Origin of the sequence: Halanaerobium saccharolyticum (assembly GCF_003053565.1) — a bacterium.
GTDB lineage: Bacteria > Bacillota > Halanaerobiia > Halanaerobiales > Halanaerobiaceae > Halanaerobium > Halanaerobium saccharolyticum_B.
This window is the reverse complement of the sequence record NZ_QAXS01000001.1, coordinates 135439-157810: the sequence shown is the minus strand read 5'-3', so window position 1 is coordinate 157810 and position 22372 is coordinate 135439. Positions and strand designations below refer to the sequence as shown.

Below are 22372 nucleotides of genomic sequence, written 5' to 3'. Positions count from 1 at the left end.
CCTCCATAGAAAGCTCTCAGTAAAATCTAATCTTTACTGATTTTCTCTGTTATTTACCTCTCCTGCGGATTTTTCTACTGCCGCAGAATTTCCTTCACCTGCCTCTGAACTGTCCCTGTTTGCCGGGTCCATAATTTCCAGATCAAGATTTAGACTCCCCTCCAGAACATAATCAGTGGAAAAACGTTCTTTGATCTCTTCATCCAGATTCTCTAATTCATCAGTCCCTTCCGGGCTTTTTTCTGTTGGATTAGTTTCTGCTGCATCACCTGCAGCGGCATCTTCCTCATAATCATGTCTGGGAGCCTCCTCACTGCTTTCCTGATAGATAGGCGCAGCATAAGAAGGATATAACTGTAAAATAACATCATTATTGTCAGGAGAATCCAGGTATGAATCAAGCATTGACTCAAAACTTTTGTGACCTGAAATCTCTGCTTCGTTTAAACCGCCACTACTCTGCATCTGAGCTGAAGTTTCATCCGGCCTCATAGTCTCACCGGTGTAGCCGCCATCAACAAAAAGTGTCGCAATACCTGGTTCTACATCTTCAGGCACTTTCAGTGATAGATTCTTGGTCTCAGTTCCATTCCGATAGCGGTGTAAAGTCACTTCTACATCCAGCTCATCTCCAGGATAAATCTCATCATTTAAAACTTTTGCTTCCTGAATCAAAGCCACACTGTCACTTTTATTAAAGTCCAGCTCCAGTCGAATATCGATTAAATTGATCTCTTCAAAAGGATTGGTTAAAATCAAATCTAAAAGCTGAGAAAAATCATAAAGGGCCATACTGCCGATATCATTCTGGCTGTAATACATATTGCTTGATTCTACCTGCAGCTGTGGCAGGCCTCTTCCCATAATTTTAAGTTTCGATTCAGCTGAACCCGGTCCAATCCTGTCCAGCGCGGAGTCAACCGCCTGTAAAGCTGCACTATTAGCCAGCGAAGAGAAAAAATATTCATCATTTATAATCTGCAGACTTACTTCTTTAAGCAGTCTGCCGTTTTCAGAAATGGAAATGTACAGAGGGGTAATTCTGGGATAAGTGTCTATTCTTCCGGCAACTCCAGCACCTCTGTCCTGAGTTACAGAACCTAAAAGCCTGTTATATGGTGATCCAAGTTTAAAAGGCTGCTCTGTGCTGGGAATTACTGCATTAATGTTAGCTCTACTTAAAAGATAATTAACCTCACCCCGGTTGGTAAACGGATGACCAAAAGCCAAAAACTGACCCCGGTCGACATAAGTCAAAGTCCCAATAGAAGCGACACTTATATCTCCCCTTACCAGCTGAACTGCGATTGCCTCTCCTGGTTCCGGCCTCGCGTTACTTTTATCTGCCTCTTCAATCCCGGAACCTGGAACCACATCCAGATTTAATTCAGCCAGATTTTTTTCCAGCCTCTCTAAAGCTCTCCCATTAATACCGCTGACCATAATCGGACTCTCTGACCTAATAATATTCTCCCCTGGATTAAATTCTTCCAGCTCAAACTCAAGATCACTAATATTACCACTGCTTTTTTCAACTTCATTATTATCCAGAAGTTTTAACATTCTCTCGATTGGGGTAACCAGACCATAGCGGTGGTCACTGTTATTCCAGCCGTAACCAATGGCACCAATTAGTTGGTCATCAAGATAGATAGGGCTGCCGCTCATTCCGGCAGCAATACCTCCGTATTCCTCTACCTTATCCCCCGTCAATTTAATTAAAATTAAATCTTCATCTAAACTGCGGTTATCCAATACATCAATAATTTCAATTTCAAATTTTTCTATTTCACTGCCAGAAAAAACAGTCTTTCCATAACCTGTCATTCCAGCTTTTACTTCATCTAAAGGCATTATCTCTTCTGCTGCAAGTACTGGGGTATTGATAAGAATAAGAACTATTAAAATATGAAATAAAATTTTAGCTGTCTTTTTTTTCAATTAAATCACTCTCCAGTTACTTTTACGATAACATGCCCTGCTCACCTGTGCTTAAAACATTGGATATCTTGTCCAGTTCGCTTAAAGCCTGACCTGTCCCTTCTGCCACACAAACCAGTGGATCATCAGTTACAAAAGCACCAACCTCTGTCTGACTGCTGATAAACTTATCCAGGCCTTCAAGCAGTGAGCCACCACCTGTTAGGATAATTCCCTTTTCAACTATATCAGCTGATAATTCTGGGGGAGTTTTTTCCAGAACCCTTCTGGCAGCCTGACCAATATTATCCAGCAGTTCCTTAAATGCTTTGTTGGTTTCTTCTGCTGACAACTCTATATGGCGGGGCAGACCTGACATCAGATCCCTTCCTTTGACTTCAAATTTAGCAGAATAATTAGGATCTGCACTACCAATGTTAATTTTAATCTCTTCGGCAGTAGATTCTCCAATAACTAAGTTATAATTTTCTCGAACATAGCGTACCAGAGCTTCATCAAATTTGTCACCACCGACTCTAATTGACTCACCAACTACTATTCCTCCAAGTGAAAGAACTGCTATTTCTGTTGTTCCCCCACCTATATCAATAACCATATTTCCTTCTGCTTTCTCGATTCTGAGGCCGGCTCCAATCGCAGCTGCCACCGGTTCTTCGATCAAAAATGCCTTACGGGCACCCACCTGTACTGCTGCCTCAAGAACTGCCCGACTCTCTACTCCTGTCACACCTACCGGAATACAGACCATAATTAGTGGTTTAATAAACCTGCTCTTAACTCCAACTTTTTTCAAAAAGCTTTTGAGCATCATCTCCGCTACCTCAAAATTTGCTATCACACCATCTTTTAATGGTCTGACAACATCAATATTAGCTGGAGTCCGTCCAAGCATTCTCCTTGCTTCTTCTCCAACTGCAATCACTTTATTTGATTTGGAGTCAATAGCCACAAAAGATGGTTCCTGCAGAACTATCCCTTTGTCACTTTCGTAAATAATAACAGTAGCCGTTCCTAAGTCAATCGCAATTTTCTTACTAAATTTATTCAAAAGATTCAATAGCATACTCCTTCCTTATAATAACACTGTCTGTATTGAATAAGCATTTACATAACAGTACTTTAAAACACATTCGCTCTACAATATAATTTCTCTAAAAAGACAATGATTCCTGCTGTTTTAATTGATCATTTATTCCTCCGCTTCTCCCGATCTAATTACCGCTTCCTTAGTGAATAAAGGACCAAAAATCTCAGTCAATGCTGCTGTCAGAATCACCATGTTAAAAATCATCAGCGATGCATCCGGAATCTGGGTAAACTGTTTCTGGACAGAAAAGGCAAGAGCAATGGCAACCCCTCCCTGTGGAAACAAACCGAGACCAATATATTTTTTAACTACTGGAGCCGCATCTGAAAAACGACCTGCTAAAATTGCTCCCCCGTACTTACCAATAATTCGGGAAATCAAAAAAACCAGAGCTGTAATTAAAAAAACCGTTGATCCCATCTGTGAAAATCTAATTTCAGCACCAGCAAAGATGAAAAACATTGCATACAGTGGAATTGTCAGTGTATCGAGATATTCTGAAATTTCCAGATTCTTTTCAGCAAAGTTTCTGATGGCAAATCCAAGTGCCAGGTTAGCAATCAGTGATGACAGCCCAAAAACCAGGCTGAGTGCTGAACTGAGAACTACTGAAGTCAACATTGCAACTACCTTTTTAGTTTTATCATCAACCATACTGATATAATGCTGGGTTAAATATCCAATTACCAGACCAATTAAAATAGCTGCTGAAATTTCTACAACAGGAGTCAATAAAAGCTGAAAAGACAGCGCTTCTCCCGTTCCAATAAACATCATTGCAACCGGACTAATTAGCGCAAAAAGTATTAAAGCCAGAGTATTATCCAGACCAACGACCGCCATCAGAGTTGAACTCAGAGGCCCTTCAGCATTATATTCCTTTAAAACCATAATCGTTGAGGCCGGGGCGGAAGCTGCAGCAATAGCACCTAAAAGAAGTGCCATATAAATTGGAGCTCCAACCAGATAAACTGCCAGCGCTGAAATAACAGCTCCTCCCAGAGCTTCCAGAATAGTTATTAGATAAATACTCTTTCCCAGCCGCCTGAATGTTCTCAGCGAGAGTTCACTCCCGATCGTGAAAACAATAAAAGCCAGTGCAATTTGAGTTATATAATCCAGTTTGATAATCAAGAACTCATACCAGCTGTGAAATTCACTTTCTAAAAAGGGAATTAAGTTTAAAATATCCGGACTGATTACTATACCAAATAATACATAGCCTACAACAATCGGCAGGTTATATTTTTTAGAAACAATTATCGCCAGCATTGCCAGCACCAAAAAGAAGGCTAATAAATAAATCTCCTTTGTCTGCAGATCATAGACATGAAACCACTCCTGCAAATTATGCAGCTCAAATGCTGATTCGAAACTATTTTCCATTCTTACACCTCATTATAGACTATCAATCTTAAAATAAAATTAAAAAGCGATAATACTTTTAGTGATGATTAGTATCCATTTGTGATTCACCTGCGTTTACCACAGCATATTTAGTTAATAAAGGACCAAAAACTTCCGTCATTGCTGCTGTAAGCAGTAGAGTATTAAAGATTAAAAGCCCTACTTCTGGATCCTGGGCATATTGCTGCTGGACTGAATAAGCCAGGGCAATTGCTACACCACTTTGTGGTAAAAGTCCTAAACCAATATATTTTTTAACAGCTTCCGGGGCCCCGGAGATTCTAGCTGCCAGGGTAGATCCCCCCACCTTACCGATGATACGCGCAGTTAAATAAATAAATGCTATCAGCAGAAAACTAAGGGAACCCATCTCTGAAAATCTAATTTCTGTACCTGCAATTATAAAAAACATTGCATATAATGGAATTGTCAATGTGTCTATTTCTTCTGAAATCTGTAGATTCTTTTTGGCAAAGTTACGCACAGCAAAGCCAACAGACATATTTGCTATCAGGGCTGAAAAACCAAAGAAAATAGAAACAGAAGAACTCAAAGTAATTGTAGTAACTATGGTCAGTATTTTGCGGGTTTTTTCGTTAAATTTGATCAGTAAATATTGGGCGGCATAACCAAATAACAGGCCCAAAATTATAGCACCAAAAATTTCTATCAGAGGCAGAACCAGAACTTCTGAGAAGTTAATTGCCCCTTCCCCCTTATACTGTGAATAAGCAATCGGACTAATCAAAGAAAAAATAATTAAGGCGAAGGCATCATCAAGCCCTACAACAGCCATGATTGTTGAAGTCAGTGGCCCTTCAGCATTATATTCTTTTAGAACCATAACTGTAGCCGCCGGTGCTGTTGCCGAAGCTATTGCACCAAATAAAAGGGCCATATAAAGCGGCCGACCAATCATATATACTGCTGCAGTAACTACTAAAAAAGCAGCTGCAGATTCCATAATTGCAATCGAAAAGATGCTTTTACCCAGTCTTTTTATAGTTTTTATTGACAGCTCACTACCAATTGTAAAGGCAATAAAAGCCAGGGCAATATTTGTAACATAATCTAAATTAGCCAGGACAAAGGTATACATATTCGACATTTCCTGATCTATCCTGGGAAAGATAGAAATAATATCCGGACTCAGTAAAATCCCCAAAAATACATAACCAACAACAATTGGTATTCTATATTTTTTTGCCAGTAATACTACTAAAAATGCAAATAACAGGAAAAAAGAAATTAAATACAGCTCTTTATCAGCAATATTATTAAAAACAAGCCAATTTTCAACCTCATGTGCAGAGAAATTAATTAATTCATTCATTAATCACACCTCATTTTATACTATTTTCTTATAAAATTATAAAAATTATTAAATAGCTTATTAAGTCAAATATAATACTGACTCAACTATTCTCCATCTCCCTCAGCTTCATCTAATAAATAATGCAGCAGATTGGACCTTTCAATAAAGCCTCTCAAATAACCCTCGTCATTAATTACAAATAGCAGTGACTCCTTATTATTCAGCATAATATCCGCGATCTTTTTCATATCACTGTTTTCTTTGACAGCATCACGATTGCGGGCCATATATTTTTCCACTTTTTCGTCTTTAACATATTTTAGATTCTCCACCGCTTCGTTAACTTCATAAAAAAGGTGGCTGCTGTCTAAAAAGCCAAAACTCTCAGGAATTATGTTCTTTAAAATATTGTTGCTGTAGATTGTCCCCACAAAAAGATTCTGATGATCCACCACCGGCAGTACAGACTGTTCTGATCTGTACATTAAAATTATCGCCTTGCGGATACTGTCATCAGGAGTCACTGAATTCATAGTCCGCACCATATAATCTTTTACATTACTCATTTTTTACACCTCCAGCTTATTGATTTCGAGTCTATCCAGACAGCTGTTATAGTTTTTGCGATCATCTAAATAAATTTCTTTATTTTCTGCGATCCACAAAGCAGCTGCTCCTCCACGCCGATTCGCCTCTAAAAAGTCAAATTTATCAGTTTTGAAGGCATAATCTAAATAAGCAGAATTATAGGCGTCACTTGCTCCCAGCCAGTTAATTATACAGTAACCTTTTGGTGAAAGCTGATAAACTGAGCCATCCTTATCAAAAAGAAGGCGGTCACAGTGGAAAGGTATCATAACTCTTTTGGCACCCATTTCCTGCATTTTTTTACCTGCTCTTAGATAATCTTCTTTATCATTCATTTCCATGTCCAGAATAGTTTTATGGTGCTTAAAATATGGAGTAACAATATCTGGTTCTGATTTTAGAGCCAGTTTTAGAGCTTCCCCGCTGGCCTGCAGAAATACATGTTTACCTTTCTTTTTAGCAATTTTTATCAACCGCTGATAAATATTAAAATCTACACCCTCAGGTACTGAACCGGACATTAAAATACAGCCGCTTTCAGAAATTGACCGCTTAAAGCGAATAATTAGTTCTTCTACTTCTTCCTTTTCCACTTTAAATGTATAGTCATTGTACTGAGTATAGGTAGCCGGTTCCCGACCAATTATTTTAACATTATTTCTAATTTCACTCTCAGTATAAATATAATTACTGATAATGTCATGTTTTTGAACCATTTTTTCAAAAAACAATCCCTGTTTACCACCAACAAAACCAATATTCTGCACATCACCATAACCCAGATTTTTAAAGTTAATAGCGCTGATCAGGCCCTTACCACCTGGATAAACTTTTAAATCTTCATGACTATAAATGAACTGATTTTTCATAACCTCATTTTTGTCAACAAAATATTCGCGGTCAATCGCCGGATTTAATGTTACTGTTGTAATCATTTTTTTCACCACCCTATTTTTTTGAAAAGCAAAATTAATTTTCAAAACAGAAAGCCGCTGAAATATCAGCGGCAGGTTATATTTACTCAGATACTTTATTTATTGAAGCCCCAACTCCCCGGAGCCTCTCTTCTATATTTTCATATCCTCGTTCTACATGGTAGATATCTTTGACTTCTGTTTTACCTTCAGCAGCCAGCCCGGCCAGAATAAGCGCAGCTCCTGCCCGCAGATCTGTAGCCCTTACTTCGGCACCTGTCAGTCGGCCTGGTTTGATGAGAGCACTGTGTCCATCAATTTTAATTTCCGCTCCCATTCTCTTAAGCTCATCTACATGCATAAAACGATTTTCCCAGACTGTTTCGATAATTAAACTTGTCTCATCAGCCTGAGTCAGTAAAGCCATCATCTGAGACTGCATATCTGTAGGAAAACCAGGATAAGGCAGTGTCTTAACATCCACAGCTTTTAATTTATTGCCAGCTTTGACTCTGACTCCTGCTATATCTTCTTCTACAGAAATACCCATCTCATGCATCTTAGCAATCAGTGGTTTCACATGCTCTGTCAGCACATTGCGGACAAAGACATCTCCACCGGTAATAGCAGATGCTATCATATATGTACCGGCCTCAATCCTATCCGGGATGATGCGGTGTTCAACCCCGTGCATCTCATCCACACCCTCAATTTTAATAATATCTGTACCAACACCTTTAATATTAGCTCCCATAACTGTTAAAAAGTTAGCCAGATCTACAATTTCGGGTTCCCGGGCAGCATTTTCGATCACTGTTTTTCCTTCAGCCCGGCTGGCAGCAATCATGATGTTGATTGTTGCTCCTACACTTGGATAATCCAGATAAATTTCAGCACCTTTAAGCTGATCAGCCTTAACATCTACCACCCCGTGGTCCAGATTAACCTCTGCTCCCAGAGCCCTAAAGCCCTTAAGATGGAGGTCGATCGGACGATTACCTATGTTGCAGCCTCCAGGCAGAGTAGTTCTTGCATGACCGGACCTGGCGAGCATTACACCAAGAATATAATAAGAAGCACGCAATTTTCTGGCCAGATCATGGTCAGCCTCTGTCTTGGAAACTGTGCTTGAATCAATTTCAATTCGGTTCTGATCTCTTTTAACTTTTGCACCCATATCTTCAATAATACTGCATAAATTTGTTACATCTCTAAGTTTCGGAATATCTTCTAAAACAACCTGAGAATCAGCAAGTAATGATGCAGCTATAATCGGTAAAGCCGCATTTTTTGCTCCCCCAACTTTAATCTCTCCGTTAAGTGGATTTAAACCTTCAATAATATACTTGTCCACCTCTAAAAGCCCCTTTCTAAATAAATCACGCCTTTAAAGGCCGCGTTAAAAATCATCATTTATAATTATAATGACGGTTATTTTTTCTGGCAGCCTGTACAGCCTGTACCTGTTAATTTATCAAATATGCCGGCCTTTTTATAATTAACTTCTTCCTCCGGCGCTTTTTCCATTAATTCCTTCCAGCAATCACTGCAGAGCAAAGAGCCTGCATTCTTTATAATGTTATCAGATAAACCCTTTTTTTGCAACTTTTCTTCCCGGTCAGGAATCTTGCCAAACTGCTGTTTTACTGCGTCTTTTCCAGCAACTGCCAGCGCTACATTTCCCCGGAATTCTGGAGAGTTTTTTCTGTTAAAACTGACTCCTGCCTCACGGGCCCATTCTATATAATCTGAGATAAGACTTTTATCAATATCGCCTCTAATAATCAGCTTATTTGCTTCCTTACTCTGCAGGGCCTCTTTGATTTCAGGGTATAATGCCTTTTCCTTAATCTGGCTCTCTGAGAGATAAGCAATAACCCGCTCCTCAAACTCACCTAAAAATCTATTTTTTTCGCCCTTTTTTAGCTCTGTTGGACCAAAAGCTCCTTCGCGGGCGGTCTTCTCTAATTTACTTTCACCATTGTTATTCATAGAAATACCTCCTCTTAATATTTTATCACTTTACGGAGCTGATGTACAGATATGTGCGTTTGTGTTTGTATTTGTTTGTTTATGTGCACGCACCGTGAACCTGTCGGTTTTTGTCGCAATTTCTACTTGACACCCGGCAGTAATAGTGATAAATTTAACTAAACATTGTTTAATATTATAAACAATGTTTATTTTGCTATTTTTGCAGTCAAATAAAGTACTGAGAAAGGAGTAAATTATGAATGAAAATTTAAGAGATGCCAAGAATAAACTGATCAAAGACAGTATCATCAAAGCAGCAAAAGAAATTATCGAAAATAATGGACTGGCTGCTCTTTCAATTCGAAAGCTGGCAAAAAAGGTGGGCTATTCTCCCGCTGCTATTTATCAATATTACGACAGCAAATCCGAAATTGTCAAAGCTGTAATTGAGGAAGGTTATCAAGATATTATTAAATCTATTGTGGGTGGACGCTCAAATTTCAATTCTGTCGAAGAAGAAATTCGCTTTAAATTAAAAAACTATATTAACACTGCTCTGGAAAATAAATATTACTATCAAGCTGTAATGCTTAGCGAAGAGAAAAATATTCTGCAATTTACAGCGGTTTTGAATACAGATCTCCGCCCTAATCAGTCAGCACTGCAACTTCTGATAGATTTACTTAAAAAGGGTCAAAAACAGGGTGAATTTTCAAGTGGAAAAGCTGAAAATATAGCAAAAGTCATCTGGACAGCCACCTTTGGCCTTATCAGCAGAATGATTATCGAGAGAGTTGAGGAGCAGAAGAAGCAGAATGAATTAATAGAAAGTCATTTTCAGTTGGTTTTTAGTGGGATCAGAAAAAAATAAGGGAGGAAATATGAATATTTTTAAATTTGGATTCTGGCCGAGCCTGGCAACTGCAGCTTTACTTTTGATAATTTTAGGAACTACTGCAGTTTTAATTGGAAAGTGGGAGTTTAATAAACAGATTGATTCAGAGCTTGAAAGATTAAGCGCAAATAATGCAGCAGCAGATATTAATCATCAGAAAATTAAAGAAGAAGATCTGGAAGCTCTGCCGGAGCCGGTTAATAAATGGCTTAGAAATTCTGGTATCATTGGGAAGAATAAAATTTCAACGGTTAATTTAAAGCAGAGCGGAAAGATGAAATTAGAGCCCGGTCAGGAAGAATGGTTTAAACCAGAAGCAGAACAGCTAATCACTCTCAATGAACCCGGTTTTCTCTGGCAGGTTGACCTGAATATGATGCCATTTATTAAGACTAAAGGCCGGGATCTCTTTCAAAATGGCGAGGCTTCGATGCTGATTAAAATTGCCTACCTGCTGCCGGTTGTTGATCAGAAAGCAAATGCTAAAATTAATGAATCAGCCCTGCATCGATTTTTACTGGAACTTCCCTGGTACCCAACTGCCGCCTTAAATAATTATCTCAGCTGGGAGAAAATTGATGCCACTACTGCCAGGGTTACAATGAATTATCAGGGGATTCAGGCCTCTGCAGACTTTTATTTTGATCAAGAGGGAAATCTTTTAAGTACTGAGGCAATGAGATATAAAGAAAGTGATGAAAGTGCTGAGAGGTTGAAATGTACCGGTGAATTAAAAAATTATAAAGAGTTTAATGGAATTAAAATTCCGACGGAAATTGATGTCAGCTGGTATCTGGACGGCGAAAAATTTACCTGGTTTAAGGTTGAAGTTGAGGAGATATCATTTAAATACTGATAGATGAATTTATTATGAATAAATTATAGTTTAAAAAAAGGGCCCTAATTAGGACCCTTTTAATTTTATATTAAATTTTCTGCCCTAAACCACCCGACTTTTTTCGACAAAAAGCGGGTGGTTCACGGTGCGTGCACATAAACGAACATTTTCGCTTACAAACGATCATAGCCGTGATCATGGTGTCCGGCTGCTTTTAGGCGGGCCAGAGCACGATCATAGGCAGCTTCTGCCTTAGCAAAATCTATATTATCATGATCTGTTTCCAGCTTTTCTTCTGCTCGATCACGAGCAGATTTAGCACGATCAACGTCAATTTCTTCAGGCAGCTCAGCTGTTCTAACAACCAGATTAATCTTATCAGGCTGAACTTCCATAAAACCTTCGCTGATAGCTATTTGAATTTCCTCACCATCTTTAACAACCCTGACAACTCCAATCTGCATTGCAGTCACTAAAGGTGCATGGTCAGGTAAAATACCAATCAGACCGTCAATAGCAGGTCCTTCGATCAGGTCTACCTCTTCACTGTAAACCAGTTTTTGTGGTGTTACTACTTCTAGCTGAATTTTTGGTGCAGCAGCCATTGGCTACTCACCTTCTTCCAGCTGTTTAGCTTTTTCTACTGCGTCTTCAATTGTACCTACCATATAGAAAGCTTCCTCAGGCAGATCATCATAACGCCCTTCTAAAATTCCTTTAAAGCCGCGAATTGTGTCATCCAGTTCCACATACTGACCTGGAGTTCCTGTAAACTGCTCAGCAACATTAAAGGGCTGAGATAAGAAACGCTCAATCCGGCGGGCTCTATTTACAACAATTTTATCCTCTTCAGATAATTCATCCATACCTAAAATAGCGATGATATCCTGTAAATCCTTGTATTCCTGCAGAACCTCCTGCACCTCACGGGCAACCTGATAATGCTCCTCGCCAATAATTCTTGGATCAAGAATATTAGAAGATGAGTCAAGCGGGTCAACAGCAGGATAAATTCCTTTCTCCACAATATCTCTGGAGAGTACTGTAGTCGCATCTAAGTGAGCAAATGTAGTTGCAGGAGCAGGGTCAGTCAGGTCATCTGCAGGTACATAAACAGCCTGGACAGATGTGATTGAACCTTTCTTTGTTGAAGTAATTCTCTCCTGTAAAGTACCAACATCATAAGCAAGTGTAGGCTGATAACCTACCGCAGATGGCATTCTACCTAAGAGAGCGGATACCTCAGAACCAGCCTGAATAAAGCGGAAGATATTATCAATAAATAATAATACATCCTGACCGGCTTCATCACGGAAATATTCAGCCATTGTTAGTCCTGTTAAAGCAACTCTCATTCTTGCTCCAGGTGGCTCGTTCATCTGACCAAAAACCATGGCAACTTTATCTAAAATATCAGCTTCCTGGAATTCCAGCCAGAGGTCATTACCCTCTCTGGTTCTCTCTCCTACACCAGAGAATACAGAATAACCACCGTGCTCTGTCGCAATATTGTTAATTAACTCCTGGATAAGTACTGTTTTACCTACACCAGCACCACCAAATAAACCAACCTTACCACCACGAGTATATGGTGCTAAAAGGTCAATAACTTTAATACCTGTTTCAAAAAGTTCTGTTGAAGATTCCTGCTCCTCAAATTTTGGAGCCGGACGGTGAATAGGCATTCTCTCATCTGTTCCTACTTCACCCCGATTATCAATTGTATCTCCTAAAACATTAAAAATTCTTCCGAGAACAGCTTCTCCAACAGGTGCACTGATTGGAGCTCCCTGTCCAACAGCTTCCATGCCTCTAACTAAACCATCAGTTGAGGACATAGCAACCGAGCGAACTCTATCGTCTCCTAACTGCTGCATAACCTCACAGGTTAGGTCAATTCCTTTTTCTTCATTCTCTATTTTAACCGCGTCATTAATCTTGGGTAGTTTTCCATTCGGAAATTCAATGTCAACTACCGGACCAATAACCTGAACTACTCTACCAATGTTCTGGTCACTCACGCAAATTCCTCCTTTATAAAACTTTATTTAAGTGCCTCTGCTCCACCAACAATTTCAGTAATTTCTGTAGTAATTTCAGCCTGACGGGCTCTGTTATACTTAAGCGTCAGTTTATCTATCATTTCGTTTGCATTTTCAGTAGCAGAATCCATTGCTGTCATCCGGGCACCGAACTCACTCGCCTTGGACTCCAAAAGAGCTGAATAAATAACATTAATTAAATACTGGGGTAAAATATTATCGAATACCTCAGCTGGAGAAGGTTCAAAAATGTAATCTACATAATTTTTCGCTGCTCCATCTTCTCCCGGAGTTTCAGCATCCATTTTTTCTGCATCCTCGTCAGTTTTTTCGGCTTCCTCAGCAAATTTCTCCACCGGTAAAAGCTGCATTTTCTTTACTGATTGGCTGATTGCAGAATTAAAGTGAGTATAAATCATCGATACCTTATTAACATCCTCTGCTTGAAAATGATGAATAATCTCATCAGCAATATTGTTGGCAAAACCATAACCAGGGTAATCTTCAAGCTGAATATATTCAGCCATTATATCTGTACCACGGCGGCGGAAATAGTCTCTTGCCTTACGGCCGAGAACCATTAGCGACACTTCTTCTTCCGCTTCTACAATTTCTTCAGCCAGATCAATTACCTTATGGTTATAGGATCCACAGAGACCTCTATCACCTGTTATAACAATAACTAAATGCCGGCCACCTTCTCTCTCTGCTAAAAGTGGATGGGCTGTTTCTTTAGTCCGAGTAAAAACTCCTCTTAAAACCTCCACTGTTTTATTGAAAAAAGGTCGGGCATCTTCTGCTCTATCCTGAGCATTTTTCAGCTTAGCGGCAGCAACCATTTTCATGGCCCTGGTAATTTTTTGAGTGTTTTTAACACTCCCTATCCGCCGCTGAATATCACGCATATTTTGCATTGTTATTTCACCTCAGCTTCCTCTGCTTCGGCATCAGATTCTTCAGAATCCATATCTACAATTTTATTCTCCTGAACCTGGAACATATCTTTAAATTCAGCAACAACCTCATCAAGTTTATCTCTTAAATCATCAGATAATTTACCAGATTCAACAATTTCTTCTTTGATTTCTGCATAATTACTGTCGATAAAGTTTAAGTATTCCTCTTCAAAGCGTCTTAAGTTGTCAACAGGAAGATCATCTAAGTGACCATTAGTAACAGTATAAATAATGATAACCTGTTCTGCTACCGGCATTGGCGAATACTGATTCTGTTTTAGAATTTCTACGATTCTCTCACCACGGGCCAGCTTCTGCTGAGTTGACTTATCAAGGTCAGATCCAAACTGAGAGAAAGCCTCAAGTTCACGATACTGAGATAAGTCAAGACGCAGTGTACCTGCAACATCCTTCATTGCCTTAATCTGAGCGTTACCACCAACACGAGATACAGAAATACCAACATTAACCGCTGGCCTTACACCAGAGTTGAAAAGTTCACTCTCCAGGTATATCTGACCATCAGTGATTGAAATTACGTTGGTAGGAATGTAAGCGGAAACATCTCCAGCCTGAGTTTCAATAATTGGCAGAGCAGTTAAAGAACCTCCACCTAAATCATCATTTAACTTAGCTGCACGCTCTAATAAACGTGAGTGTAAGTAGAATACATCACCAGGATAAGCTTCACGTCCAGGTGGTCTTCTTAAAAGAAGTGACATCGAACGGTAGGCTACCGCATGTTTGGAAAGATCATCATAAATAACCAGTACATCTTTATCATCTTCGTACATAAAATGTTCACCCATAGCACAGCCGGCATAAGGTGCAATATATCTGATTGGAGCGGGCTCACTTGCTGTAGCAGAAACTACGATAGTGTAATCCATTGCTCCTTCTTCTCTTAATCTTTCTGTAAGCTGAGCTACAGTTGAGTTTTTCTGACCAATAGCTACATAAATACAGATTACATCATTATCTTTCTGGTTGATAATTGTATCAATACCAATTGCTGTTTTACCAGTCTGACGGTCACCAATAATTAACTCACGCTGACCTCTACCAATTGGAGTCATTGCATCAATTGATTTTAAACCAGTCTGCAGTGGAACCTCTACCGGCTGACGCTCAACAACACCAGGTGCCTCAGATTCTACAGGACGATATGTATCACTATCAATTGAACCTTTACCGTCAAGTGGCTGTCCAAGTGGATTTACAACTCTACCTAAAAGTGCATCTCCAACTGGAACCTCAACCACACGGCCGGTTCTTTTAACATCGTCACCTTCTTCAATCAGTCTTTCATCACCGAGTAAAACAACCCCGATATTATCTTCCTCTAAGTTTAGAGCCATTCCGAAAACTTCATTGGGAAATTCCAATAATTCTCCAGACATAGCATCCTTAAGTCCGTAAACATGAGCGATACCATCACCTACATCTAATACAGTACCGACACCCACGGATTCTAATTTCTGTCCGTAATTTTCTATTTCTTTTTTAATAATCGAACTAATTTCTTCAGGTCTCAGTTTCAAATTAATTCACCCCTAACTTACTTACCGGAATCATCTTTAACTTCTGCTGTAATGAATTAAGCTCATTACGCAGACTGCCGTCAATAATATAATCTTCGACTTTAAGAATTAATCCAGCAATAATGTCTTCATCAATTTTATTTTTGATCTGAATTTTATAATCTAAAAGTGAATCCAGTTTAGATTTTAATTTTTCCAGCTGTGATTCATCTAATTCTACTGCGGAAGTAACTTCTACATGGAGAATGCTCTCTGCCTCATCAACAAGGGTGTTGAATTCCTTGATAATTGATTCCAGAAAAAATTCTCTCCGCTTATCAATTAAAATAAAAAGAAAATGTAAAATATCCTGATCAAGTTCTTCAGCAAAAATTTTATCCAGAGTTCTCTTTTTATCTTCCGGCATAATCCGCTGATGGAAAAGAAGTTCATTTAGATCCTCATTATCTTCTACCAGCTGCCAGAATTCATCCAGATTCCTTTTTAACTCCAAAAGATTATCATGATCTTTCCCCAGCTCAAAGAGTGCTCGGCTGTATTTGGAAGCTACTTCGTTTCTCATTGCAGCTCACCCAGTTTCTCTTCGTCCAGCTGGTCTATAAAGTCCATAATCATCTTCTGGTGTGTCTTTTGGTCTAACTGCTCCTGGATAAGTTTGTTTGCAGCTAAAACAGTGTAATCAGCAATGCTGTCTCTAAGTTCAGCTGCTGCTTCCTTTTTAGCCTGCTCAATCTCTTCTAATTTCTTGGCCTTTAAATTCTCGGCCCGTTCTTCTGCTTTATTTATAATATCTTTAGCCTTTTTGTTGGCTCTTGTTTCTGCATTATCTACAATTTCCTGTGCCTCACCCCGAGCATCTTTTAATTTCTGCTCATATTTTGCTTTTAATTCTTCTGCCTCTTTGCGGCGGGCTTCTGCATCATCTAAATCACCATTGATCTGAGCTGCTCTCTGATCAAGCATATCCTTAATCGGTGAATAAAGAAACTTGCGCAGTAAAAATAAAAGCACAAAAAAGTTAATTAACTGCCATAACATTGTAGTATTAATATTAACCAAGAGTACATTCACCTCCTGAAATATATTTACCCATCATAAGATGGGAGAAAATTCGTCAGCTATAGTAAGTACTATTAAGTCAGGAGATTGCTCTCCCGACTTAATTTAAACTCTACTATATTGTAAAGATTAAAACAATGGCGATAACCAGAGAATAGATACCTGTTGACTCAGCAACAGCCTGACCTAAAAGCATAGTTGTAATAATATTACCTCTAGCTTCTGGATCTCTAGCTACAGATTCTACAGCTTTACCAGCAGCATAACCCTGACCAATACCAGGACCAATACCTGCGATCATTGCAAAACCTGCTCCTAAAAGTGCTGCTGCTCTAATAACTGTGTCAATAACTTCTGGTGAAAATTCTACCATTATAATTTCCTCCTTTCGATATTAAAAAACAAATACTAATTTCCAAATCCTTATTTATACTCATCAAATTTACTTTGAAAAGTATCCCTTAATAAATCAACAACTGACCACAGTATGACTACAAATTTTATCATAAATAGTCCCACTGCTGCTGCAAGAAAGTCCAGATTGGCATTTCTCGCCGCACTAAAAAGCACTGCAAAATAGAGGGCATATTCTATAAAATAACGGTTGCGAATAAACTTCTCTGCTGAATCTTCTTCCATACTCAATGCCCTGATTATGTTATTATATTTTAATCTTAAAAGAAGAGTTGCAATTACAAGCCCAAAAATAAAACCAAATAAAATATCATATTCTCCTGCCAGCAGTGACGAAACTATCGGCAGCAGGGAAAAAAGATAGGTCATTTTTAAAATTTTCATCTGAACTTTCTGGGGATCATTAATATCTTTCATTAAAAACTCCTCTGCTGATCTTCCTATTTAGAGATTCTAAACTGAAATCACCTGGAAAATCACTGCTTCTTTTAAGAATTAAAAACTAATTTAAATTAATAGTAATTTTATGAAATGATTTTAAATTAAACTCCAAAAATCAAAAAGATCGCTATTACAAGTGAATAAATACCCGTCGAACCTGAAATTACCTGGCCTAAAAGCATTGTTGTAATAATTGATCCTCTCGCCTGCGGCTGCCTTCTCACAGCAGATGTTGCTTTTCCTGCAGCAAAGCCCATTCCTATCCCCGGGCCAACTCCAGCAATTAAAGCAGCTCCTGCAGCGATATAAGAGGCAGTTGTGATAACTGTTTCGGCTACTTCTGGTGAAAATTCAATCATGATTTGCCTCCTTTCCTCAAACTACTAAGACTTAGCAACAGAAATATAGGCAATTGCTACCATACCAAAGATTAAAGCCTGAATCATTCCGACAAAGAAATCAAACCAGGCATGTAAAGGTACTGGAATCAGTGGTGGAGCTGCCTGATAAATCAGGGTTATTATAATTCCTCCTCCAACAACATTTCCAAAAAGACGGAAAGAGTGAGAAATAGGTTTGGCCAGCTCACCAATCACATTAATCGGCAGTAAGAAAATTACTGGCTCAGCAAAGCCTTTGATATAACCCCAGACACCGTACTCTCTCATACCCTCATACTGAACTACAACAAAGACTACTAAAGCAAGCCCTAAAGTTGTATTTAAATCTCCAGTTGGACTGGTTAGTCCGGGTACAAGTCCAATCAGGTTGCTAAAACCTACATAAATAAAAATAGTAGCTATAAAAGGAAGAAACCTCCATCCCTCTCCCGGCAGCATTGGCTCAATTTGTTTGTAGATTAATTCTACAATCATCTCTGCAATATTCTGTTTGCCCTTGGGTCTAATACTTAAACTAGAAGTTAAGTATTTAGCCAGGATTAAAATGATGATTACAGAAAGCCAGCCAACAAGCAGGGTATCAGTTACTGGAAGATAGTCTTTACCAAAAAGATAAAATTGTATCTGTGGACCTGGATTCAAAATGCTTCCTCCTCTCTGCAAAAAATAAGTATCAAATTTTAGTCATTAGGATGCGAAAAATCAAACCACATCGAATAAAAGAAATAATCAAAAAAATTTTAATCATCAAATGTTGAAATCAAAAGCTTATAAACAGAATAAAAACCGGCTGCCAGACCAACAATTAAACCAGGAATCTTAAATAAAAGCTCAAAACCAAAAAAACTGTCAACTAAATAACCAGCACCAAAACCAATCCCGGCTGAAACAATGATAATCAAACCAACTTCTGTTAATAAAGAAAGAGCCCGCATAATCTGACGCCAATCTCTGTTATCCATATTTTATCTTACCTTTGTAATATTTTATTATATAAAAAGTCAAGTTGCAAGCTTAATTGTGAATGAAACAACAAAGTTTTAAAAAGAACAAATTTTTTCATATTATCTTAAGTTTGTAAACCAAAAAGCAAAAATGGGTCTAATTAGTGTCTTCCAGGGAGCAGCCCTCCTGCGGCAGTTCCACTGAAAAAATACCTAATTTTTTAGCACCATAAACAATTACTAAAATAACTGAAACAAAAATAATTAAAGCGTGATCAAATTTAATTCCATTGATAATAAAAGCAATTGTACCTAAAAAGGCGCTGATCACATAGACTGAAATAACTGCCTGCCGCTGGTTCATACCAATTGCCAGCAGTCGGTGGTGAATGTGACCGTGGTCAGCTTCGCCAATCGGGCGGTCATTAAAAATTCGACGAATAATTGCAAAAGTTGTATCCAGAATCGGTACAGCCAGAGCCAGCATCGGCACAAAGATAGTTACCGCCGCTGCACTTTTAAGAGCACCAGTAATTGAAACAGCTGCAATGATATAGCCAATAAACATTGAACCGGTATCTCCCATAAAAACCCGAGCCGGGTTAAAGTTATATTTCAGAAAGCCAAGGCAGCTTCCGGCCAGCAGAACAGCAAGCATTGGAGCTACGACCTGATTTTCCTGCAGGGCAACCGCAAATAAAGTCAAAACAGCGATGATCGAAACCCCGGCAGCCAGACCATCAAGACCATCAATTAAATTGATAGTGTTGATAATGCTGACAATCCAGAAAACCGTAAAAGGTACTGCATAAACACCAAGATAAATAAAGCCACCAAAAGGATTGGTGATAAAGTTAATTTTAACTCCATAATAAATTAAAATTAAAGCCCCAATTATCTGTCCCATAAATTTAATCGGTGCAGAAATTTCAAATTTATCATCCAGCAGACCTAAAAGCAGCATAAAACTGCCGCCCAGCATAATTCCGGTAATTGTTTGATTGGCAGGTAAAAAGAATCTAAGCGGGATCATAAAAGCAAGATAAATTGCAGTTCCACCTGCTGTAGCAATTATCTTTGTATTTATTTTTCTCTCTCCAGGCCGATCAACAAAATTAAATTTGTGGGCCAGCTTAATAATAAGCGGCGTAATGGCCAGAGATAATATTAAAGTAATTATAAAAGCAGCCAGATAAAGCAATTATCTTCCCTCCCTAATGGTACCGGGTACTTGTGAAAATATTCCATAAAAATTATTTATCTGAATATAGGAATATTTTTACAAGTACCCGGTGCCTACATTTTTTTACTTGGTACCGTAAAGTCTGTCTCCTGCGTCACCGAGACCAGGAACAATATAAGCATGATCGTTTAATTTTTCATCAAGTGCTGCTGCCCAGATATCAATATCCGGATGTGCATCCTGAATTTTCTTAACTCCTTCAGGAGCAGCAACTAAAACCATTAGTTTAATACTGCGTGGGTTTCTTTCCTTAATAAATTTAATTGCTTCCATGGCTGTATTCCCTGTTGCCAGCATTGGATCAACAACCAGCAGATCTCTTTCCTCAACATCAGTTGGCAGCTTACAGTAATATTCTACAGCTTCTAATGTTTCAGGCTCTCTATATAAACCAATATGACCAACTCGAGCAGCCGGAATCAACTTTAAAACGCCATCCAGCATTCCCAGGCCAGCTCTTAAAATCGGAACAACTCCCATTTTTTTACCGGCAATCATTTTAAACTTGCCTTTAGTAATTGGGGTTTCAATTTCTACATCTTCTAAGGGCATATCTCTTGTGACCTCATAGGCCATTAGAGTTGCCACCTCGTCAGCAAGCTCTCTAAACTCTTTCGGTCCGGTATTTTTATCCCTCATAATTGCAATCTTGTGTCTAATTAACGGATGATCCATTACATGTAATTCACTCAAAGTTATTACTCCCTTCATATATTATTATTCTACTTAAAGAGGCTCAGTCCTCCTCAATTAGCTCAAAATTCTTTAATTTTTCCAATAAAGCCCTTAAATTATCACGAATTTCATCTCTGGTATCTCGATAATTTTCTTCAGAAAGTCCAAAAGGATCCTGAATATCTCTGGAATCAGCCTCCAGCTCACTCAATTCTTTTAAAGTAAAAATCTTATCTGCAAGATCCGGATGCTTAAGTACCAGAGCCCGACTGTGCCTGCGGGTCATGGTGATAATCAAATCTTCTTCTGTTAATTCAATCTCTTCTATGTTGTGGGAACTGTGTTCGGCCAGATCAATATTAATTTCTGACATTACAGCACTGGCCTTGTCATTGGCATCAGCACCTTTAACTGCCGAAATACCGGCAGAAAGAACTTCCCAATTTTTAGCCTGCAGCTCATCATTTTCTGCAATCAAATCTTTTAAAAGATATTCGGCCATCGGACTTCGGCATGTATTTCCTGTGCAAACAAATAAAATTCTTTTAATTGTCTCCACCTCCCGGCTGAGAATATTGATCAGCAGCCGCAGCTTTGTGAATTCTATTCATAACTGCTTCTCCAATTCCTGCTTTATCCAATTCTTCAATATAAATTTCCTCTATACTCTGATCGGCATCCAGTTTTCTTAATAAATCAAAAAGTTTTTGTGCCAGTTCCTCCGGTGCTTCATGATCAAAAACTCTCAAAATTTTTATATTTTTTTCTGAAAGGTTTTTAATGCTGATTTTACTGTCCCTGGCAGTAATGATCGCAATTTTCTCAGCTTTTGCCCTTTTTAAAGCCTGGTTTAAAACTGAAATCTTATCTTCAAAATTAAAGGTATATAATTTTTTTGTGGGGGCATAGTGGCGGTATTTAGTACCAGGAGAAAGAACCTCCTGATCATCTTTAAGCTCCGCTGCTAAGATAACCTCTTCTCCTAAAAAGTTGGAAATATCTTCGCGGCTGATTCCGCCCGGCCGTAAAACCTTAAGCCTATCTCCTCTTAAATCAACAACAGTTGATTCTACACCAAAATGGCAAAAACCCCCATCCAGAATCAGCGGTATTTTAGTTTTTAAATCATTATATACATGCTCAGCTCTGGTTGGGCTGGGAAAACCGGAAGTATTAGCACTGGGAGCTGCAAGCGGCAGTTCAGCCAGTTCAATTACAGCCAGCATCAGCGGGTGAGCTGGCATTCGAACAGCAATTGTCTCCAGTCCAGCGGAAGTTGTCTCCGGAACATCCTGCTTTTTGGGGAAAATTATTGTCAGCGGTCCCGGCCAGAATTTTTCCATTAATTTTTTAGCTTTTGCTGATATTTCGCCTGCTGCCAGCTGCTTAAGCTGTGATTCGTCAGCAATATGAACAATCAGCGGGTTATCCTGGGGACGGCCCTTGGCTTTAAATATTTTTTTTACAGCCTCAGAGTTCAGAGCATCAGCTGCCAGACCATACACTGTTTCGGTCGGCAGAGCCACAATTTCACCCTTTTTTAAAAGTTCGACTGCCTCAATTACAGCCGGATCCTGTTTTAATTGTGCTCTTAGTTCAAAATCAAGAGCCAGTTTTTTGATCAGGCCAGGCTGAAATTTATTATGGTATTTGGTTTTTTTAATTTCAGTTTTATATTCCATCACATTCACCTGACT

25 protein-coding genes are annotated in these 22372 nt (G+C 38.8%); 2 read left to right on the top strand and 23 right to left on the bottom strand.

Annotated features, from left to right (window positions below; genetic code table 11):
- Positions 1-33 precede the first annotated feature (33 nt).
- The 8 genes from C8C76_RS00740 to C8C76_RS00705 form a co-directional block, all read right to left on the bottom strand.
- Positions 34-1941, bottom strand: a complete 1908-nt coding sequence (locus C8C76_RS00740) for a SpoIVB peptidase S55 domain-containing protein (protein WP_258222389.1) — start codon at positions 1939-1941, stop codon at positions 34-36.
- Positions 1942-1963: 22 nt separating this feature from the next.
- Positions 1964-3004, bottom strand: a complete 1041-nt coding sequence (locus C8C76_RS00735; protein WP_108137689.1) for a rod shape-determining protein — start codon at positions 3002-3004, stop codon at positions 1964-1966.
- A 126-nt stretch (positions 3005-3130) separates the two neighbouring features.
- A complete protein-coding gene (locus C8C76_RS00730) occupies positions 3131-4414 on the bottom strand; it encodes a cation:proton antiporter (RefSeq protein WP_108137687.1) in 1284 nt (427 codons plus the stop codon).
- Positions 4415-4472: 58 nt separating this feature from the next.
- On the bottom strand, positions 4473-5768 hold the full coding sequence (locus C8C76_RS00725) for a cation:proton antiporter (protein ID WP_108137685.1): 1296 nt from the start codon (positions 5766-5768) through the stop codon (positions 4473-4475).
- Between the two features lie 86 nt (positions 5769-5854).
- Entirely contained in the window at positions 5855-6316 is a 462-nt protein-coding gene (locus C8C76_RS00720) for a CBS domain-containing protein (protein ID WP_108137683.1), read from the bottom strand.
- A 3-nt stretch (positions 6317-6319) separates the two neighbouring features.
- Positions 6320-7273, bottom strand: a complete 954-nt coding sequence (locus C8C76_RS00715; protein ID WP_108137681.1) for a 1-phosphofructokinase family hexose kinase — start codon at positions 7271-7273, stop codon at positions 6320-6322.
- An 82-nt stretch (positions 7274-7355) separates the two neighbouring features.
- On the bottom strand, positions 7356-8606 hold the full coding sequence (locus tag C8C76_RS00710) for a UDP-N-acetylglucosamine 1-carboxyvinyltransferase (protein WP_108137679.1): 1251 nt from the start codon (positions 8604-8606) through the stop codon (positions 7356-7358).
- A 77-nt stretch (positions 8607-8683) separates the two neighbouring features.
- Positions 8684-9244, bottom strand: a complete 561-nt coding sequence (locus tag C8C76_RS00705; protein WP_108137677.1) for a YueI family protein — start codon at positions 9242-9244, stop codon at positions 8684-8686.
- Between the two features lie 238 nt (positions 9245-9482).
- Here C8C76_RS00705 and C8C76_RS00700 point away from each other — a divergent pair, with 238 nt between their 5' ends.
- Positions 9483-10097: a TetR/AcrR family transcriptional regulator gene (locus tag C8C76_RS00700; protein ID WP_108137675.1), complete on the top strand. Its 615-nt coding sequence runs from the start codon at positions 9483-9485 to the stop codon at positions 10095-10097.
- Positions 10098-10107: 10 nt separating this feature from the next.
- Entirely contained in the window at positions 10108-10977 is an 870-nt protein-coding gene (locus C8C76_RS00695; RefSeq protein WP_108137673.1) for a DUF6920 family protein, read from the top strand.
- A gap of 155 nt (positions 10978-11132) precedes the next feature.
- Here C8C76_RS00695 and C8C76_RS00690 read toward each other — a convergent pair whose 3' ends face one another.
- From C8C76_RS00690 to C8C76_RS00620, 15 genes are all read right to left on the bottom strand, one after another.
- Positions 11133-11564 (bottom strand): F0F1 ATP synthase subunit epsilon, encoded by a 432-nt coding sequence (locus C8C76_RS00690; protein WP_108137671.1) that lies wholly within the window; start codon positions 11562-11564, stop codon positions 11133-11135.
- A 3-nt stretch (positions 11565-11567) separates the two neighbouring features.
- On the bottom strand, positions 11568-12980 hold the full coding sequence (atpD, locus tag C8C76_RS00685) for a F0F1 ATP synthase subunit beta (protein WP_108137669.1): 1413 nt from the start codon (positions 12978-12980) through the stop codon (positions 11568-11570).
- Positions 12981-13003: 23 nt separating this feature from the next.
- Positions 13004-13915 (bottom strand): ATP synthase F1 subunit gamma, encoded by a 912-nt coding sequence (gene atpG / locus C8C76_RS00680; protein WP_108137667.1) that lies wholly within the window; start codon positions 13913-13915, stop codon positions 13004-13006.
- Positions 13916-13917: 2 nt separating this feature from the next.
- Entirely contained in the window at positions 13918-15498 is a 1581-nt protein-coding gene (atpA, locus tag C8C76_RS00675) for a F0F1 ATP synthase subunit alpha (protein ID WP_108137665.1), read from the bottom strand.
- Position 15499: 1 nt separating this feature from the next.
- A complete protein-coding gene (gene atpH / locus C8C76_RS00670; protein WP_108137663.1) occupies positions 15500-16060 on the bottom strand; it encodes an ATP synthase F1 subunit delta in 561 nt (186 codons plus the stop codon).
- A complete protein-coding gene (gene atpF, locus C8C76_RS00665; RefSeq protein WP_108137661.1) occupies positions 16057-16557 on the bottom strand; it encodes a F0F1 ATP synthase subunit B in 501 nt (166 codons plus the stop codon). The genes atpH and atpF overlap by 4 nt, the downstream gene beginning before the upstream one ends.
- A gap of 115 nt (positions 16558-16672) precedes the next feature.
- On the bottom strand, positions 16673-16930 hold the full coding sequence (gene atpE / locus C8C76_RS00660; protein ID WP_076544182.1) for an ATP synthase F0 subunit C: 258 nt from the start codon (positions 16928-16930) through the stop codon (positions 16673-16675).
- 50 nt (positions 16931-16980) lie between these two features.
- Entirely contained in the window at positions 16981-17388 is a 408-nt protein-coding gene (locus tag C8C76_RS00655; RefSeq protein ID WP_108137659.1) for an ATP synthase subunit I, read from the bottom strand.
- 125 nt (positions 17389-17513) lie between these two features.
- Positions 17514-17771: an ATP synthase F0 subunit C gene (gene atpE / locus C8C76_RS00650; protein WP_108137657.1), complete on the bottom strand. Its 258-nt coding sequence runs from the start codon at positions 17769-17771 to the stop codon at positions 17514-17516.
- Positions 17772-17795: 24 nt separating this feature from the next.
- Positions 17796-18455 carry a F0F1 ATP synthase subunit A gene (gene atpB, locus C8C76_RS00645; RefSeq protein WP_108137655.1) on the bottom strand — a complete coding sequence of 220 codons (660 nt, stop codon included), beginning with the start codon at positions 18453-18455 and terminating at the stop codon, positions 17796-17798.
- Positions 18456-18553: 98 nt separating this feature from the next.
- Complete coding sequence (locus tag C8C76_RS00640) at positions 18554-18775, bottom strand: AtpZ/AtpI family protein (RefSeq protein WP_108137653.1); 222 nt, start codon at positions 18773-18775, stop codon at positions 18554-18556.
- Between the two features lie 139 nt (positions 18776-18914).
- Positions 18915-19958, bottom strand: coding sequence for a glycosyltransferase family 4 protein (locus C8C76_RS00635; RefSeq protein ID WP_108137651.1), 1044 nt, complete (start codon positions 19956-19958; stop codon positions 18915-18917).
- Between the two features lie 105 nt (positions 19959-20063).
- Positions 20064-20711, bottom strand: a complete 648-nt coding sequence (upp, locus tag C8C76_RS00630) for a uracil phosphoribosyltransferase (protein WP_375135221.1) — start codon at positions 20709-20711, stop codon at positions 20064-20066.
- 25 nt (positions 20712-20736) lie between these two features.
- Positions 20737-21234 carry a low molecular weight protein arginine phosphatase gene (locus C8C76_RS00625; protein ID WP_108137649.1) on the bottom strand — a complete coding sequence of 166 codons (498 nt, stop codon included), beginning with the start codon at positions 21232-21234 and terminating at the stop codon, positions 20737-20739.
- Positions 21221-22357: an L-threonylcarbamoyladenylate synthase gene (locus C8C76_RS00620; protein WP_108137647.1), complete on the bottom strand. Its 1137-nt coding sequence runs from the start codon at positions 22355-22357 to the stop codon at positions 21221-21223. The genes C8C76_RS00625 and C8C76_RS00620 overlap by 14 nt, the downstream gene beginning before the upstream one ends.
- Positions 22358-22372 lie beyond the last annotated feature (15 nt).